Raw genomic sequence first — 17,150 nt, forward strand, 5'->3', positions numbered from 1 at the left:
TGCAAAAACACGCCAATATATATTTATCAATATATACGAGCGGAGTTGATAAAAAAGACTTTTTACATACCCGTAAAAAGCACCCCAATCTACAAAAAAGACTGTTTAGAAATTTTAAACAAAAAAACCTTGTTATTCAAGTGCTTAGCCTTTTAGTTGAAAAAAAGTAATTTTATAAATAACTATATATCATGGGGAAAACCTTATCCCCTTTGAAAAACAGTATAAATAGAAATAACATTATTATTTTTGGAGAGCGGTATTTTCTATACAAAAAAACAACACCTATCGCTTTCATCTATCCCTAACTCATACTGATATTCATCTCTTTTCATCATCTTATACCCTATGCTGCCCTATACCCTTTTTTAGGAATAACAGATAATTTATTTGGCTCATCAAGAGAAATGATCATATTAGCTCTTGCATTTAATCCTATATCGTACTAAAATAATATTTAGTCTGATATAGGAGTAATTTTGATGAAAGTCTGGGAACGTATTTTCCATTCTGTCTTATTTGAAATAGGTGCTATGGCTGTAGGGGCAATTGTTGTTTTATTAGCAGGTGATTTCAGCCTTGAAGCCGCAGCAGGAACGGGTATTGCTATAGCAATTATTGCGATGGTATTAAATTTTATCTTTAACTATATTTTTGATAAATGCTTTCCCGGTAAACGTGAAGAGCGTGGGTTAAAACTACGCCTCCTACATATGATATGCTTTGAAGGTACCCTACTTATCTTTACTATTCCCATTATTGCTTATTTATTAAATTTAAGCCTATGGCACGCTTTTCTTGCTGATATAGGTCTTAGCCTAATTATTATGCTGTATGCTTTTGTCTTTAACTGGTTATACGATATTATCCGCGCAAAACTTATTCAAATGCGGACAAAAGAGCAGTAAAAACACTCTTTTCATACAAAAGTACCATATAGAATGATAGCCAATGGAGTAATTAATGATTCATATTAGAAAAATAGATACGCAAGATATTGAGCAACTACAGCAAATTGCTAAGCAAACCTTTATTGAAACATTTGCTCATAGTAATAGTGAAGCAGATATGCAACATTATCTCAGCACACAGTTTTCTATAGCACAATTAAAAAATGAGCTGAATAATCCCGATATGGTATTTTATTTTGCCGAAATAGCACAACATATAGTAGGTTATCTTAAATTGAACATGAAAGAAGCGCAAACAGAGCCACTATCACCTCATGCAGTGGAAATACAAAGGATTTATATTCTGAATCAATGGCATGGTCAAGGGGTCGGACAACAACTTTTTGACTTCGCCATACAATTTGCGAAAGAGAAACAAGCCGATTACCTATGGCTTGGTGTATGGGAACATAACCATAAAGCATTACGCTTTTATCAAAAAAATGGTTTAATCCCTTTCGATCGCCATATTTTCCAACTAGGGAATGATGCTCAAACCGATATTATGATGAAACTGACACTATGAAACTACCATACAATCCTTTTGATCGACTTTCAGAGTTAGCAGCTTTACAAATCGCTATCTACACCGAGGTCGCTAGACAACATCACCTAACATTAAATGAGCTACACTTTTTATATTTTATTGGTCGCTATGGTGCTGTATCACCAAGTAAAATCGGGGATACATGGAGTTTACCCAAACAAACTGTTACCTCTGTTTGCAAGCAATTAGCCAAGAAAAACCTACTCACCTTTTTGGTCGATGAAAAAGACAAACGAAGTAAATTAATCCATTTAAGTCCGCAAGGTAAAGATTTTATTAAACCTATTATTGACAAAATGACAGAGGCTGAATTATCTGTCAGTCAATACTTTGGTTTCGCACGATTTGAAACCTTATTAAACGATACAGAAACCATTCTTGATAAACTGGCTACACATTTAAATACCTCAAAAACAGAGTAATGGTGATGTAATGTATATAGACAATGGTATAAAAATAACATTACACCATTGTCTATTTTTAAACTGATTTAAAGAGAATATAAAAAATACTATTTACCTAATTATTTAAAAATATTACTCTTTTATTTTGAATAAGACTATTTTGGACAACTTACTGTGGTAAACAGCTAAATAGGAATGCTTTACTTTAAGACTTCCCGTAAAACAGCCTTTGCACGCTCTCCTGCTGATGGATTATATTTTACAATCTCTGCCATCACACGCTGTAACTCTGTCTCATTTAAACCAAGATTTTTTAAAATAGTCAGATGCGAACGGAGCTGATTTTGTACCGTTTCAAGTCCTGCCAATGTTGAAACAGTAACTAATTCACGATTAACCATACTCAAATTATCTCGACTAAAGAGATAACCAAATAAATGGGCTTTTAAAGCATAATCTATACCCTCATTATTCCATAGTACAGCAGAATTATCTCGTCCATTCAGCATATTCAGTGTTTGTGTCCCTTGCGTATAGTAATCCTGTATACCGTCTATTGTTGGTGCATCACCTAGCGTATCTTGAATCCCCTTTTCCTCACGCTCTTTGAGTAAATTTTGTAAAGCTAATAATCCATTTAAGGCTCTGGGAAACCCAGCATACGCATATTGATGGGTGAAAATCTCTTGCAATTCACTTATCGTTAGCCCATTCTCTAATCCTTGTTCTAAAGCAATTTTTAGTGATGCCAATTCCCCTCTTGCCGCATAAAAGGCAATAGGTACAATAGCCAATTGTTTGGCTGATAGAGGTTCAGTTTGACTGATTTTTTGTAATTCAGCCTTTGAATTAACGGGCGGTAGTTCTACTTTTTCAAGCCATGTTACCTTATTCTCTTTGGCATTTGGACTAATCGCAATATGCGTCATCTTGCTATGCTCACCCGCACCATGCCAATGTTTCACGTTCGGAGGACACCAAACAACATCACCCTTTTTAATAATCTGAATAGGTTTACCCCATTCTTGTGTTCGCCCCTCACCCTCGGTAACAATTAAATATTGCCCTTGAGAATGCATATGCCAATCGGTCATCGCACCTACCTCAAATTCTACAATCGCCGAACCATTTGGACTATCAGGAATAGCAGGTAAACGTGTAAAACGAGCCTCTCCTGAAAAATGTTCTTTAGCAGCATTTACCCATTGATGCTGTGTATAAGGGGTAACTATTTGTTGAGCAAATACGGGGGTCGTCATAAACGAAATAGCCAAAAAAGTAGAAAATAGTATTTTATTCATCTTTACCATCTTTAATAAATAGTTGATTTATTTAAGAAATAATCTCTATTTTATAAAAAAATAGAGCATATTTATCTATTATAAGTAAAGTTAATCACTCTGATTAGATAGGAAAAAATGAATGGGGTAGTGAATAGGATTCAATAATTTTATCTATTAATCTCATATTAAAATCCTATTAAAATTTGGCTATTATCATTATTATTGTAACTATCTAAAATCATTAGGAGTATTAAATAAACTACGCTTTATATTAAGATTGTGGATTTATAATAAATTAGTTAAAATTTGCTACAATTTATTGTATATTACATTTATAGAAATCAGCTTTTTATTATTTAGGGAGAACCAAAGATGGAAAATAAGAAGAGATATGACCGCACTTTTAAACTGAGTGTACTAGTAGCAGCATTGAGTATGGCAAATATGGCATGGGCAAACGAAGTAGCATGTAGTCCTAGCGGTATAAGTATTACAGAGAAAAATGGAGCAACTCTTAATAGTTGTGTACTAAATCAACCAGATCCAGACAATCCCTATCAATTAACAAAAATTCATATACAAAATAGTAAAAATACCACTATCAATAATTCTCAAATTTCTATTTCAAATGAAGAATCTTTCGGCATTCGTATTGAAAATTCCGATGTAACACTCAATAATGTTACTTTAACGGCAAGTAGTCCCGATGATCAACAAGGAAGTCAAATAGGTATAGAAGCAATAGACTCTATCGTTAATATTAATGGAGGCAACTATAAAACAGAAACAGATGAAAACACAAGTGAAGCCTTTTATTTAGACAATTCCACCATAAATATAAAAAATGCAACAGTATCTATAAGTGGAGAAGGAAATAATGGTTTTTCTTTATTCAATAATAGTACTGCTAATTTAGAAAATATCACACTAACAGCAACTGATGGTGCAGAGGCTGTACTTTATGATGCCGAAAATACGAATATCCACTCAGTCATTAATATTACTAATTCTACATTAACAGCAAATGCTAGTTTATTTGGTGTCACTTGGAGTGACCGCCAAATGGCAGAGGGAAAATTTCAAGTTAATCTTAATAACTCAACACTAAATACACCTTTTATTATTAGTGCATCAGATGCAGGTGATAATGGAGTTTTTCTATCAGAGCAGATTCAACTAACAGCTAATAACAGCAAATTAAATGGGCTTATCACTATTTTTGAAAATAAAGAAAATAAAAGTACACTTAATGTAAATTTAACAGACTCTACTTGGACTACAAAACCATTCATTATCGAAGAGGATCGCACTGTACTCCATCCAAGTGTCAGTAACCTCTCCCTCAACAATAGTACTGTCAATTTAGAAAAAACCAATAGTTTCCAAACCCTTACTATTAAAGGCAATCTCACTGGCTCTGGTACTTTCAACCTCAATACTAATATCGCTGAAGAAAAAGGCGATAAAATCATAGTACAAGGCACCGCAGAGGGCAATCATCAATTGGGGGTTACCGATCATGGTATTGCCGTTGCGAATAAAAAACTAACCCTTGTTGAAACTAATGGTGGTAATGCTGCCTTTCGTTTAACCAATCCCAATAACCGTGTAGATTTAGGGGCATATCAATATTTCCTAGCCAAAGAAGGCAATAACTGGGTATTAGCTAATTCTCAAAGTGCTGTAACGCCTCCTAATCCTGATGTACAACCAGACCCCATCATACCTCCAGTAACACCCCCAGCGGTTGAACCTAGTGTACCCGAAACACCAGCAGAACCAGCAGAACCAGCAGAACCAGCAGAACCAGCAGAACCAACAGAACCAACAGAACCAACAGAACCAACAGAACCAACAGAACCAACAGAACCAACAGAACCAACAGAACCAACAGAACCAACAGAACCAACAGAACCAACAAAACCAACAGAACCAGCAGAACCAAGTGACCAAAGTACACCAGTAGCACCTGTTCAACCGATAAACACTGCCTTACCGCAAACCGCCTTATTATCGAATAAAGCCAATGCTCAAGTATCACTTCGTCAAGCACAACTATTAGTCGTCGAGAACGAACTTAGCGGTCTTCACCAACGTTTAGGGGAAATCAAAAATGGTGAAAAGGGTAATCTATGGATACGTAATGTCAATGCTCGTGAGAAACTAGCCGCCCTTTCTACAGGTGACAGTAAAACCGCAGGCTTTAAACAAAATATTCACACCCTACAAATAGGAGCAGATACAGCTATTACTAATAATTTCCGCCTCGGTGGCTTTATCGGTCGTAGCCAAGCCAATGTAGATTTTAATGGTGACTATGGTAAGGGAAAAGTCTATAGTAATAGTGTCGGTTTATATGCTACTTATCTTGCTGATAACGGTTTTTATATGGATAATATTGTGAAATATAACCGTTTAAAAACTAAATCTGACCATACCAAAGACCGCCGTTACCATGCCTACACCCTCTCTAGTGAAGTAGGTAAACAATTCCACTTAAATGGCGATTGGACAATTACACCACAGGCACAATTAGCATGGACACACATTCAAGGTAAAGACAATGAAGATAGTCTTTCTGCACTCACCTCTCGTGTGGGAGTACGTGTAGCAAAAGGCTTTACCCTTGAAAATGGCTGGCACTTACAACCTTATGCCGAAGTCAATGCGATGACTAGCCATAACCGCCATAGCAAAATCCATTACACCAATGCAGCATTAGATGTTGCGAGTAGCCGTGAACGAGTTGAAAGTATCCTTGGCTTAAATGCTGGCAAAGCAAACCATCGTTTTGGGGTAGAAATCAGCCGAGCTGATGGTAAACATTACGATAAACCTTATCAAATCCAAGCAGCTTATCGTTATCAATGGTAACAGTGATTTGATGTAATCTATACTAATCACCAACACAATAAAGGGATATCAAAACGGTATCCCTTTTTTATAGGTATAAATTTGATTTTAAATAAAATAGATCAACAATAATTAATTCCAATCAAAATAAATAAAAAATAATTAATTTTATACAGATATAATTAATTTTAAGCAAAATGATTTAAAAACAATCAATTTTATGTGAACTTAAATTCAAGATAGAAGTGCAACGTTTTAAAAACTGAGTTGATAAGGTAAGATATGCTATGTTGCACTTCAGTTTTGAATCTACCAGATAAATATATTTGCTGATCTAAGGAGTGAGATTCAATAATAATTTTATGGATAATTTTGTATGCAATGGATTTTTATACGTAGAGCAGAATAAATAGTCACCAATTCACTCAATCAACATAGCATACACTATTAGCTAATACTTTATGATGGATGATGAGCAACTTTTAATCGTTTAAGTGCATCTATCGCTGGTTGTGAAATTTTATCGCCACGTTTTGCAGATTGCTGATACCAAAAAATAGCTTGATCAAGATTCTTATCTGTACCAATTCCATTTTCATAGAGATAAGCTAACCAATATTGACCCGTAATATCCCCCGAGGCAGAGATTTGAAAATGTCTAAAAGACTTTCTCTCATCTTTCTCTACACCATAGCCATTCAAATACATCAGACCTATATAACGGCTAGCTTTCATATCTCCTAATTGTGTTGCTTTCTGAAAAAGAGGAAGTGCTGATACATAATCTTTTTGATTATAAAGTGAAAGTCCTTGATCAAAACTGGCTTTTGCTATCTCCCTCATTTCATCTGATGGCTGAAACATACGTTGATGATAAGGTGGTGAGCAAGCAGCTATCACGCTAACAACACATAATAAGAGAAATTTTTTCATGGTGTTATTTATCAAAATATCATCTACTATTTATATAATAACTTTTCACCTTAAAGTATATTATGAAATTTTACTAATGAATAAAGTATAAAACATCATTTAATAGTTCTTTCTTCAAAATTTTTCCATTCATTAAATAATCCATTACCCAAATATTCAATTAAGAATAGTGGAAATGAACTTAAAACTAGCAGTTTATGAGCTGGATTAATATATTTTTCCAACTGCATTTTATAAATTTCTTTCTGATTAAAATTTATAGTTGATTTATATTCTACAGGGAATGAAAAATTATCTAGGATTAAATAATTAATAGATTTAAGGTGTGACGAAAAAATAGAAAACCAATCATTCTTAGTTAACTTAATAATCTGTTCAAATTTCTTATTACAAATTCTGCTGACATACGTTTTATAATGCTCATCAGGAGATATATCAACAATCACACATTCTTCATGGATAGGATGCTTATAAGACTCAATCATCGGGTAATTTATATATAGCTTACCATTCCCCGTTTCATCATTAAATAGGTTAAGCATATCATTTATACAGTCAGGGTATTTGCTGGCGACAGTATCATGACCATCATAATCAAAAAAAAGAAATATCTCACTAATTTGATTACGTTGGAGTATTTGAAGTTCAGGATCAGCACTACTTTTCTGCTGTAAGCTGATCTCTTTAATCAATGCAAATGTATCTAAAAATTCAGAACCAAAATCCTCATAATCAGTAAATTTCTTATAGAGGTTATAGATATTTAAGCATATTGGAAATATTTTCATATTTTTAGATACAAATTCTGTTTTGAATTTATTCAAAATACGAGGGTCTAGCTTTTCTCCTTCTGTAATACACAAAACAAAATTTTCTTTATCCATTAAAATGCCCTGCTTGATATAATTTTTCTAAGTTATGTGCTTCTCTTAACTCTTTTTGTGTAAGATTATTTAGAGAGTTTATTTCTTTTCCATTAATCACAAAACCACAATCAGGACGAATTAAATCATTAGTAAGTAAATTCGTATTATGTGTTGTCAATATGACTTGAGTTTTAGGAAGTTGCTTAAGTTTTTTGACTAAATTTTCAGATAGCGCAAAATGATACGAACAATCAAATTCATCTATAAATAATAATGGTATTTCATTTTTCTTAATACTTTGCCACCAATAATAAAAGAATGTTAGACTTAAAGTACCTGTTGAAACAGTATCAAAAAATGGCAGTATTTTTTCTCCCATTTTAATGCCAATAATAGATTTATTTAACTGTTTAACTTTGGTTAATTTAAAATCAAGCTCAAAATCATTTAAAAATTTTTCAAAATCTTTGAGATTATCCTTATCTATAATATCTTGCTCAATATTATTTAACCCAGATTTATACCCTGTATAATTTTGACCTGCAAAAACATTTCTAAAATAAAGTATATGATTTACAAATTCTATAAACCTAATAAAAATACTATTATTGATATTTCCTCTATCTAAACTAGTATTGCTATAAATATATTTAATAGCAGATAAATTCTGCGATGGATTAATGATTTTATTTAAGTTCTCTGCCCCCATTAAAGTGGTTGAGAAAGGTTGGTTTAAATTATAATCTACAACAACTTCATCAGATATAAGTAGTTTTTCTGAAATTAGTTTTGCCCTTTCATCTTTTTTATATTCATAGATAACTGGTTTTTTATGATTATTTTCATCTAAAAATTCAAATTCAAATTTAAATAATGCATATTTATCATTAGATAAAGCACTTAAATAATTATCAGACACTAAACTAGTTTCATTATCCGTTAAATGTGAGACTAAATCAAACATAGCCCATGCCAGATTAGACTTTCCAGAGCCATTTTTTCCATATACTAGGGCTAATTTAATTAGTCCATTCAATGTACAATCTGTATTAAATGTGTAATTATTAGCTGATAAATCAAATTCCAATGTATTATTAAATTGCCGATAATTGCGCACAGAGAACTTCTTTAGCATAGCGATTACTCCTAGTCTCTACAGTCTTTTCATTCTACCATAAACATCCGTAGAAAAAATACGGCAAAGTATTTTTGTATAATTTATTATACAAATAGGAAAGTAAACATATTATCCCTAAAAGCTATTACTCTTTTGGGCAAAATCACATTATTTTTAACAAACATAAAATACTTTCCTTAGAAAAAATGTTATTTACCTACATTTTTTCATTGGAAAAAGTGTTACCCACTATCAATTTATCATTGATAAAAATATGCAATTCTCTTAAAATAAAGTAAACTGTATCAAAAGAGTCAATAATGCAACGCGATATTTTAAACAAACTCACTCAATGGAAAGCCAAACCAAATCGTAAACCATGGCAGCCATAAAAATAATGACTGCCATTATTTAATAACGTTTAATCTAGTAAATCTACACCATTAAAACTCAGTAACTATCCACTCAATAACTACACAAAACAGGCTTTATAGAAAAGTCCGCTTTTTGAGAAGCTATCCATAAATCATAATCAGCCTGTTGGTGTAACCAACTCTCAGGACTAGGGCTATTTTCACCTAACCAACGATGCAATCGTAATGCCATATCAGCACTAATACTAGATTTACCATTTAATAAGCGAGAGAGTGTTACACGATTAACCCCTAGCTGTTTAGCTGCTTCAGTAACACTTAAACCAAGTGCAGGTAAAATATCTTCACGAATAACTTCAGCAGGGTGTGGGGGATTATACATACGCATCATAAACTCCTAATGATAGTCTTGATAATCAACAATTTCTGCGTGCCCATTCTCCAATTTAAAGGTAATACGCCAATTACCGTTAACTTTAACACTCCAATGATTGGCAAGATGACCTGATAAAGAGTGTAAATTAACCGGGAATATTCATATCTTGAGCAGTTTTACTACTATCTAACCGAGCTAAAATTCGTTTTAGTTTAGCTGAATGTACAGCAATAATACCAGCCGTTGAGCCAATTTTATAAAACTTTTCTACTCACCACCCCTACACTCTCCCTCTATTTTAGGTACAATAATCATCATCTTAAAAAACAGTAAAATGCAGTATAAAAACTGTTTTATTTCAATACAATATTGATAATTTACTTTTTGTTACAAAAGGATTTTATATGACTTCGCCACACGACACGACACGACACGACACGACACGACACGACACGACACGACACGACACGACACGACAACGCACAACTAGCACAGGCATTTCTCACTGAGCTAGACAAAAAGCTCTGGGACGCTGCCGACAAACTACGCTCCAAAATAGATGCCGCTAATTACAAACATATTGTATTAGGGCTTATCTTCCTCAAATACATTTCCGATAGCTTTACCGCCCAACAACAAAAACTCACCGCTATCCTACAAGACCCAGAGAACGAACTCTATCTTGACCCCTCTTTCTACGATAGCGAGACCGATTACCAAACCGCCTTACAAAACGAACTAGAGAACCGTGATCTCTACACCCAAGACCATGTTTTCTGGCTACCTCGTCAAGCCCGTTGGGAAGAAATTCAAGCCGTTTCCTCACTCGATGCCGGTGCAGAGCTACCATGGGGAGGCAAATTTAACGGTATTACTCAACTCATTGATAATGCCTTTGATGCCATTGAAAAGGACAACGAACAACTACGCGGAGTCTTAGAGCGTATCTCTCGCTTTGCCATCAGTGATGAAGCCTTACGCGGTTTAATCATGCTCTTTTCTGATACCAACTTCACCCACCCACAATACCATGGCAAACCCATTCCACTAGGAGCAAAAGACATTCTCGGTCATGTGTATGAATACTTCTTAGGACAATTTGCACAAGCAGAGGGTAAACGCGGTGGCGAATACTTTACCCCAAAATCCATTGTTAGCCTTATTGTCGAAATGCTCGAACCCTATCAAGGACGCGTCTATGACCCAGCCATGGGTAGCGGTGGTTTCTTTGTACAAACTGAACGCTTTATCCATGCTCACCAAGGCAATATCAACAACATCAGTATTTACGGACAAGAAGCCAACCCCACCACGTGGAAACTAGCTGCCATGAATATGGCAATCCGAGGGATAGAGTACAACTTTGGCAAACACCATGCCGACACCCTCACCGATCCTAAGCACCTTAGCACCAAGATGGATTTTATTATGGCAAATCCACCCTTTAATATTAGCGATTGGTGGCAAGAAAAACTCGCTGATGATCCACGTTGGCAATACGGTATCCCCCCGGCAGGCAATGCTAACTTTGCATGGTTACAGCACATGATTTACCACCTTACCCCTAACGGCAAAATGGCACTCTTACTGGCTAACGGTTCAATGAGTAGCCAAACCAGTGGGGAGGGAGAAATTCGCCGTGCCATTGTACAAGCCGATTTAGTCGAAACCATGGTTGCCCTACCCGGTCAGCTCTTTACCAATACCCAAATCCCCGCTTGCATTTGGATTATCAATCGGAATAAACCCCGTAAAGGTGAAGTCCTCTTTATTGATGCTCGCCAAATGGGTGAAATGAAAACCCGTGTACTGCGTGATTTTTCAGACAAAGACAAAGCCTATATTGCCGATACCTACCACCATTGGCAGCAAAACAAAGACTATCAAGATATACCTGCTTTCTGCAAATCCGCTACCCTAGCCGAGATTGAGGCAAATGATTTTGTACTTACACCGGGACGTTATGTCGGAGCAGCAGAACAAGAAGATGATGGCATACCCTTTGCGGAAAAAATGAAAGAGCTAACAGCATTGCTAAATGAGCAATTTACACAAAGTGCTGTATTAGAAGTAGAGATTAAAAAGAATTTAAAGGAGTTGGGGTATGAGTGATTGGAAAAAATATAAGTTAGGTGAATTACTTGAACTGGTAATAGACCATCGAGGAAAGACACCTAAAAAATTAGGGTTTGACGACTTTCATTCTAATGGATATCCTGTTTTATCAGCAAAACACGTTAAAACATCTGGATTAATAAATTTAGATGTAATGAGATTTGCTAAACAAGAAATGTACGAAAAATGGATGAAAATTCCTACTAAAAAAGGTGATATTGTATTAACTTCAGAAGCTCCATTAGGAGAACTTTTCTATATTGATGGATCAACTCAGTATTTATTAGGTCAAAGAGTTTTTGGTCTTAGACCTAATACAACTTTAGTTAACCCTATGTATTTATTCGCTTGGTTAAGCTCTTCAAAGGGACAATCTGCTTTACAAGCAAGAGCTACAGGATCAACCGTACAAGGTATTAAGCAATCTGAATTATTAAATATAGAGTTATCTATTCCAAATTTAATAGAGCAGGTAAAAGTTGCAGATAATTTATTTAGTTTAAATAACAAAATCCAACTCAACACCCAAATCAACCAAACACTAGAACAAATCGCACAAGCAATTTTTAAAAGCTGGTTTGTTGATTTCGAGCCAACTCGTGCCAAAGCCACCGCCCTTGCAGCAGGTAAAACCCAAGCCGAAGCCGAACTATCCGCTATGCAAGTCATCAGCGGAAAAACAGCCGAAGAACTCACTACCCTTGCCCAAACCAACCCACAACAATATACCCAACTCACCGAAATCGCCAAAGCCTTTCCAAGTGAGTTAGTAGAAACAGAAATGGGGGAAATACCGTTGGGGTGGGAAAGGACCTCAATTACTGATAAAAGGATTTGTGAAATTATTAAACCTAAAATTCATATATTTGAAGGTGAAAAAAACTATATTGCAACAGCAAATATCTCAAAAAATTCTATTGTTGGTACTTTAGAAAAAATCACTTATGAAAATAGACCCTCAAGAGCCAATATGCAACCAACTATTAATAGTATTTGGTTTGCTAAAATGGTTGGAGAACATAAAGCAATTTTAATTGATAAAGATGATAAACTCTTATTAGAAAATACTATTCTATCCACAGGATTTTTAGGTTTAAAACCTCAAGAAAACACAAAGTCATTTCTTTATTGCTTTATAAACTCTGACTACTTTATATTAAGTAAAAATCAACTAGCTACAGGGGCAGTTCAAATTGCGTTAAATAACAGCTCATTTGCAAAAATTGAAGTAATACTACCCAAAAAAGAAATTCTTAAAGTATTTGAGGAAACCGTATCTAGTCTATATTCTAAGATTTCACAAAATCAAAGAGAAAATAAAGCATTATCAGAAACAAGAGATTTATTACTATCAAAATTATTAAGTGGAGAAATTCATTTATGATGAATTGGGTACTTGAATCAATGAAAAGCTTGCCTAGTTTTCAGAATTATCAATCGCATATTGATAGTATCATTGAAAATGTATATAAACATCCAACTTTTAGTATCGAACTATGTAAATCAGTTACTGAAGGAATATGCAAAACTATTTTAATTGATAAAAATATTACTGATATACCAAAAGATTTTCCACCTCTTGTCAGTAAAACTATAGATAACTTAAATTTAAATGATCATATAGATAAAGAACACTTATCAGTTTTATGCACAAGGATGAAAGGTGCATTTAGCTATATTTCTGAGATTAGAAATAAAACTGGAAATTTTGCTTCACACGGACAAGATATTGAACATCAAGGAGCAACAAGTGATCTATCTATATTTGTACTTCATTCTACTAATACTATTTTAGGATTTATTTTACACTTTTATGCTACAACAAACGATTATCGTACAAGTAAAAGAATTAGGTATGAAGATTATCAACAAATTAACGATCTTATTGATGAAGATAATCAAGTTAAAGCTAAATATAATATTTCATATTCAAAAGCTCTATTTGATCAAGATTTGGATGCTTATAAAGAGCTATTAATAGAGTATGAACAACAAGAATAGAGGAATAATATGTTAAATGAACAGATGATTGAACAATTAACCCTTCTTCGCCTACAGAACCTTGGCTGGGAATACCACTTCGGCAAAGACTTACCCGTAGCAGATGATGGTATCAATCCCTTTGCCCGTGGTGATGTAAGTGGTGTTGTTTTACTCCCCGTCTTACGTCAAGCGATTGTACAGCTTAATCCTACCCTCCCACCTGATGCAGTGGATACGGTCGTCAATACCATCACCAAAAGAGAACTGGGGGAATTAGTCATCCGTAATCAAACCTTTTATGAAATGCTACGCAATGGTGTACCTGTTCAGTATCAACAAGAGGGTGAGCAGAAGATAGAACGAGCCCAATTAATTGATTTTGAAAATTACCGCCATAACCGCTTTATCATCATTAATCAACTGGATATTCGTACTCATAAGGGTGGTAAGCGTATTCCCGATATGATTGGTTTTGTCAATGGTTTACCGCTCTTGGTCTTTGAGCTTAAAAATCCACTTACCCCATCAGCCGATTTAGAAAAAGCCTTTAACCAGCTCAAAACCTATCAAGAGGAAATCTCCGATCTTTTTGTCTATAACCAAATACAGATTATCAGTGATGGATTCAATACACGCATTGGCTCACTTTCGGCAGACTTTAACCGCTTTATGCCATGGAAAGTCGTCAATGAGAAAAACCAAAGCCAACGTGAACATTTTGATGATGAGCTACAAGCCTTAGTACAGGGGTTACTACAACCTCGTCATTTACTTGACTATATCCGCTATTTTATCCTCTTTGATCATAATGCCAGCGGTCAATTGATTAAGAAAATCGCCGCCTATCATCAATACTATGGGGTGAATGAAGCGGTAGATTGCACACTCTATGCCACCAGTGAAAAAGGCGATCAACGCATTGGGGTGATGTGGCATACACAGGGTTCGGGTAAATCCATTTCTATGCTCTTTTATGCGGGTAAATTATTAGCACAGCCCGAATTAAATAATCCCACTATCGTTGTTGTTACCGATCGTAATGACTTAGACGGTCAGTTATTCCAAACATTCAGTGCCGGTAAAGCTATCATCAAGCAAGAGCCAAAGCAAGTTGCCGATCGTGAAGAACTACGCAGAGTGCTCAGTGAGAGAGAAGTCGGTGGGGTCTTTTTTACTACAATTCAAAAATTTGCCCTCAATGAGGAAGAAAGCCATTTTCCAGCCCTCAATACCCGTTCTAATATTATTGTCATTAGTGATGAAGCACACCGTTCACAATATGGTTTTACAGCCAAATACCATCAGGGGAAATTACAAGCAGGCTATGCCCGTCATTTACGCGATGCTTTACCTAATGCCTCATTTATCGGATTTACTGGAACACCCATTAGCCTAGAAGATAAGGATACGCAAGATGTATTCGGTCGCTATGTTTCTATCTATGATTTACAAGATGCGGTAGAAGACGGTGCAACCGTTCCTATTATCTATGAAGCAAGGCAGATTAAGCTAAGAGAGATTGACAATCCAGAGGTCTTATTTGAAGATATTGATGAGTTTATCGAAGAAAATAATCCTACTTTAAATCTACGCGAGCAATTACTCGGCAGTACCACCCGATTACAAGAACTCGCACAAGACTTGGTACAGCATTTTGAACAACGCAATACCCTATTTGATAGTAAAGCCATGGTCGTTGTCTCTAGCCGTAAAATTTGTGTGGATTTATTTCATCAAATCGCCATATTAAGACCGGATTGGGTCAGTGATGATATTCTGCAAGGGACGATTAAAATTATCATGACGGGTTCAGCCAGTGATCCGCAAACCATGCAACCGCATATTTACTCTAAACAAGAAAAACAAATTCTTGAAAAACGTTTTAAAGACCCTAATGATCCCCTCAAAATCGTCATTGTGCGTGATATGTGGCTGACGGGTTTTGATGCACCCTGCTGCAATACCATGTATATTGATAAACCCATGAAAGGACATAATCTCATGCAAGCCATTGCACGGGTTAATCGTGTCTTTGCAAACAAAAGCCGTGATAATGGTGGGCTTATTGTGGATTATATTGGACTGGCTGAAGAATTACGTCAAGCCACACAGCAATATACCAATGCACAGGGTAAAGGCAAAATTACCGATGATGTGCATGATGTCTTTCATAAAATGCAGGAACATTTAGAAATTGTCCGCCAGCTCTTTGCAGAAAAGATTAAAGGTAGAACTATTGATATTCCAAGCATTCTGGCAATTCAAGAACCACAGGCAATGCTGAATGCCATTCGCCAAGCGGCTAATCATCTACTCGCCCTTGACCATCTACCCGCTAGCGATTCTGCTGTTGCTCGTTACTGGGCAAACCATAAAGAGACTGAGCCTCGCCGTAAGACTTTTATCAAAACCGTAGCTCTCATTAAAAAAGGCTACTCACTCTGCGGAGCATTACCTCAAGCCAAAGCACTTGAACAAGAAATCGCCTTTTACGAGGCAATCCGTACGATTGTGAATAAACGTAGTCATAGCACCACCAATCAAGCCGAGCGCCGCCTACAACTTACTGCACTGATTAATCAAAGTATCATTGCCGATGGTGTGGTGGATTTATTCGATTTACTGGGTAAACCCCAAGCCCAAATCAGCTTATTATCCGAAGAGTTTTTACAAAGCATCAAAAACAGTGATAATAAAGATTTATGGGTACTTGCCATTGAACGCTATCTACGCCAACAAATCAGCATAGGGGCAAAAACTAACCTCACGATTCAAAAAGATTTTGAGGAACGCTTACAAGATGCCTTAAATCAATACCATAACCATAATTTAACCATCTTAGATATTTTGGATGAATTATTCAAAATGAGCCAAGATATTCAAGAAAGGATAGAACGGGGTGAAAAATTAGGATTAAGCACAACAGAGCTGGCTTTCTTTGATGCCTTAGCGAATAATGACAGTGCCAAATCCTTACTCGGTGATGAAATCCTCAGCAAAATCGCTAAAGAAATCACCGACCAGCTTCGCCGTTCCATCAGTATTGACTGGCAATATAAAGACGCTGTCCGTGCTAGAATGCGTACATTGATTAGACGCACCCTGCAAAAATACAAATACCCACCTGATAAAGAGCAAGAAGCCATTGATTTTGTATTAAAACAAGCCGAAGAAGTGGCAAGTGAATTGGTGGTGTGATAGAGAATAAACAGGAGGTTTATCATATCTTAATGTTTAAATTAGATACGACAGTGGTAGGAATATAGGGTGGAGAATTAATCCACCCTTTTATAATAAGTACACAAAAATATCACTCTACATATTATTTTAATCATTTTTTCTACGACTA

General features: G+C 35.5%; 14 protein-coding genes and 1 pseudogene. 9 read left to right on the forward strand and 6 right to left on the reverse strand.

Annotated features, from left to right (window positions below; genetic code table 11):
- Positions 1 to 482: 482 nt before the first annotated feature.
- From F9B76_RS04055 to F9B76_RS04065, 3 genes are read left to right on the forward strand one after another with little or no spacing between them, the layout of a single operon-like run.
- Positions 483 to 908 carry a PACE efflux transporter gene (locus F9B76_RS04055; RefSeq protein WP_159992094.1) on the forward strand — a complete coding sequence of 142 codons (426 nt, stop codon included), beginning with the start codon at positions 483 to 485 and terminating at the stop codon, positions 906 to 908.
- A 55-nt stretch (positions 909 to 963) separates the two neighbouring features.
- The gene (locus F9B76_RS04060; protein WP_159990958.1) at positions 964 to 1,476 is read left to right on the forward strand and encodes a GNAT family N-acetyltransferase; all 513 of its coding nucleotides are present in this window, start codon (positions 964 to 966) and stop codon (positions 1,474 to 1,476) included.
- Positions 1,473 to 1,919 carry a MarR family transcriptional regulator gene (locus F9B76_RS04065; protein WP_159990959.1) on the forward strand — a complete coding sequence of 149 codons (447 nt, stop codon included), beginning with the start codon at positions 1,473 to 1,475 and terminating at the stop codon, positions 1,917 to 1,919. Before F9B76_RS04060 ends, F9B76_RS04065 begins: the two co-directional genes overlap by 4 nt.
- A 182-nt stretch (positions 1,920 to 2,101) precedes the next feature.
- Here F9B76_RS04065 and F9B76_RS04070 read toward each other — a convergent pair whose 3' ends face one another.
- The gene (locus F9B76_RS04070) at positions 2,102 to 3,202 is read right to left on the reverse strand and encodes a cupin domain-containing carboxymuconolactone decarboxylase family protein (protein WP_159990960.1); all 1,101 of its coding nucleotides are present in this window, start codon (positions 3,200 to 3,202) and stop codon (positions 2,102 to 2,104) included.
- 354 nt (positions 3,203 to 3,556) lie between these two features.
- Here F9B76_RS04070 and F9B76_RS04075 point away from each other — a divergent pair, with 354 nt between their 5' ends.
- Positions 3,557 to 6,058, forward strand: coding sequence for an autotransporter outer membrane beta-barrel domain-containing protein (locus F9B76_RS04075; protein ID WP_159990961.1), 2,502 nt, complete (start codon positions 3,557 to 3,559; stop codon positions 6,056 to 6,058).
- A 438-nt stretch (positions 6,059 to 6,496) separates the two neighbouring features.
- On the opposite strand, the gene F9B76_RS04080 is transcribed toward F9B76_RS04075, so the two are convergent.
- The 5 genes from F9B76_RS04080 to F9B76_RS10460 form a co-directional block, all read right to left on the reverse strand.
- Positions 6,497 to 6,970 (reverse strand): tetratricopeptide repeat protein, encoded by a 474-nt coding sequence (locus F9B76_RS04080; RefSeq protein ID WP_159990962.1) that lies wholly within the window; start codon positions 6,968 to 6,970, stop codon positions 6,497 to 6,499.
- 95 nt (positions 6,971 to 7,065) lie between these two features.
- Positions 7,066 to 7,854: a hypothetical protein gene (locus F9B76_RS04085; RefSeq protein WP_159990963.1), complete on the reverse strand. Its 789-nt coding sequence runs from the start codon at positions 7,852 to 7,854 to the stop codon at positions 7,066 to 7,068.
- Entirely contained in the window at positions 7,847 to 8,971 is a 1,125-nt protein-coding gene (locus F9B76_RS04090) for an AAA family ATPase (RefSeq protein WP_159990964.1), read from the reverse strand. Before F9B76_RS04090 ends, F9B76_RS04085 begins: the two co-directional genes overlap by 8 nt.
- Positions 8,972 to 9,418: 447 nt before the next feature.
- Positions 9,419 to 9,718 (reverse strand): HigA family addiction module antitoxin, encoded by a 300-nt coding sequence (locus F9B76_RS04095; RefSeq protein ID WP_201289352.1) that lies wholly within the window; start codon positions 9,716 to 9,718, stop codon positions 9,419 to 9,421.
- Between the two features lie 6 nt (positions 9,719 to 9,724).
- Positions 9,725 to 9,862 (reverse strand): type II toxin-antitoxin system RelE/ParE family toxin, encoded by a 138-nt coding sequence (locus F9B76_RS10460; protein ID WP_341477968.1) that lies wholly within the window; start codon positions 9,860 to 9,862, stop codon positions 9,725 to 9,727.
- A 396-nt stretch (positions 9,863 to 10,258) separates the two neighbouring features.
- Between F9B76_RS10460 and F9B76_RS10465 the strand changes: the two are divergent.
- The 5 genes and pseudogenes from F9B76_RS10465 to F9B76_RS04120 form a co-directional block, all read left to right on the forward strand.
- Positions 10,259 to 10,633 (forward strand): annotated as a pseudogene (locus F9B76_RS10465) (type I restriction-modification system subunit M N-terminal domain-containing protein); the annotation flags it as partial.
- A gap of 60 nt (positions 10,634 to 10,693) precedes the next feature.
- On the forward strand, positions 10,694 to 11,815 hold the full coding sequence (locus F9B76_RS04105) for an N-6 DNA methylase family protein (RefSeq protein ID WP_341477966.1): 1,122 nt from the start codon (positions 10,694 to 10,696) through the stop codon (positions 11,813 to 11,815).
- Positions 11,808 to 13,202, forward strand: a complete 1,395-nt coding sequence (locus tag F9B76_RS04110) for a restriction endonuclease subunit S (protein ID WP_159990965.1) — start codon at positions 11,808 to 11,810, stop codon at positions 13,200 to 13,202. Before F9B76_RS04105 ends, F9B76_RS04110 begins: the two co-directional genes overlap by 8 nt.
- The gene (locus F9B76_RS04115) at positions 13,199 to 13,819 is read left to right on the forward strand and encodes an abortive infection family protein (RefSeq protein WP_159990966.1); all 621 of its coding nucleotides are present in this window, start codon (positions 13,199 to 13,201) and stop codon (positions 13,817 to 13,819) included. Before F9B76_RS04110 ends, F9B76_RS04115 begins: the two co-directional genes overlap by 4 nt.
- A 9-nt stretch (positions 13,820 to 13,828) precedes the next feature.
- The gene (locus F9B76_RS04120; protein ID WP_159990967.1) at positions 13,829 to 16,999 is read left to right on the forward strand and encodes a type I restriction endonuclease subunit R; all 3,171 of its coding nucleotides are present in this window, start codon (positions 13,829 to 13,831) and stop codon (positions 16,997 to 16,999) included.
- Positions 17,000 to 17,150: the final 151 nt, after the last annotated feature.

It is taken from the genome of Pelistega ratti (assembly GCF_009833965.1).
GTDB classification, from domain to species: Bacteria; Pseudomonadota; Gammaproteobacteria; order Burkholderiales; family Burkholderiaceae_B; genus Taylorella; species Taylorella ratti.